This is a genomic window from Parabacteroides sp. AM08-6 (assembly GCF_003473295.1).
Classification (GTDB): Bacteria; Bacteroidota; Bacteroidia; order Bacteroidales; family Tannerellaceae; genus Parabacteroides.
This window is the reverse complement of the sequence record NZ_QRMP01000007.1, coordinates 1-1,288: the sequence shown is the minus strand read 5'-3', so window position 1 is coordinate 1,288 and position 1,288 is coordinate 1. Positions and strand designations below refer to the sequence as shown.

The following is a 1,288-nucleotide window of genomic DNA, read 5'->3' as shown; positions in this document are numbered from 1 at the left end:
CGCAGCTTCGGCTATAATTGCGGAAACCGGGGCAGACATGAAGCCGTTTGAGAAGGCTACAAACCTTGTAGGTTGGTGTGGACTAAAACCACGTAACGATGTTAGTAACAATAAAGTCAAGAGCAACAGAACTACACATGGGAATCGATTCCTACGTCAGATGTTGATTGAAATTTCCTGGGTGGCATCAAGAACCCGAAACTGCTTTTTCTCAAACTTCAGCTACGTGCAATGCACCCAACGTCATAAGAACAAGATGAAAATACAAGTAGCCATCGCTCGAAAAGTGTTAGTGGCAGTATGGCATATGCTGACAAAAGATGAGGATTTTATAGACGTCTACCTCAAGCGTCTTGAAAAGAAAGCGGAATTGCTAAATGAAATCCAAGCATTAGAATCGTTTGTGCTCGAATAGGCCATTACGATATACCTCTATCGACAACATAATTATCTTTGTGCTGCCACATGAGCGCGTTTACAAAATTATTGCATCCATAGAGGATTTGGATACCGGCGTAGTCCTTTTAGGCTGAAGAGGAAAGTAACAAACTTTGTTGGTTCAGATGGCGAAATACTTGTCATCTAAGTCATTTTGTGCGGTAACTTGCAAACGATAGATATAATTGAGGGCATACACATGGGTATATGCAAATTATAATAGTTGAGGTAGACTTTACTTTTTAGAGGAAAGGTACTGAGAAATCAAAAAAAGTGTATTTTTGTTTTCTTATAAAGTTTAAATTATGGCAGAAAAATTGATAATAAAAGGCGAAAGCAAGAAAGAGCGCTACCAGGCTTTACTCCCCCAACTGGAGTCGCTGGTGGCATCGGAAACAGATATAGTCGCCAACATGGCCAACATAGCCGCCGCCCTGAAAGAAGCTTTCAACTTTTTTTGGGTAGGCTTTTATGTCGTAAAAGAAGGAATGCTTGTTCTGGCTCCATTTCAAGGCCCGTTGGCCTGTACGCGTATAAAATTCGGAAAAGGAGTATGCGGAACAGCTTGGAAAGAAGCGCGTACGGTCGTCGTTCCTGACGTAGAACAATTCCCCGGACATATTGCATGCAACTCCGCTTCCAAGTCGGAAATCGTTGTTCCTATCACAAAAACGGGAGAGGTTGTTGCCGTTCTCGACATCGACAGCGATGAACCGGACGCATTCGATGAAACAGACGCCCTTTTCCTTGAAAAACTTTGTCAAGACGTTCTGCCTGGCAAATTCTGACCATTTTCATTTTTCCTCCCGTCAGGGCAAACGCATTAGAAACAATCTGAAACTGAAGATGT

The 1,288-nt window shown here is 42.5% G+C and carries 2 protein-coding genes; both read left to right on the top strand.

All coding sequences use genetic code 11. From position 1 onward, the window contains the following. The coding region (locus tag DW103_RS06760) for a transposase (RefSeq protein WP_147381192.1) at positions 1-415 on the top strand (415 nt) is incomplete at its 5' end. Between the two features lie 328 nt (positions 416-743). After that, complete coding sequence (locus DW103_RS06755; protein ID WP_122274906.1) at positions 744-1,226, top strand: GAF domain-containing protein; 483 nt, start codon at positions 744-746, stop codon at positions 1,224-1,226. Positions 1,227-1,288: the final 62 nt, after the last annotated feature.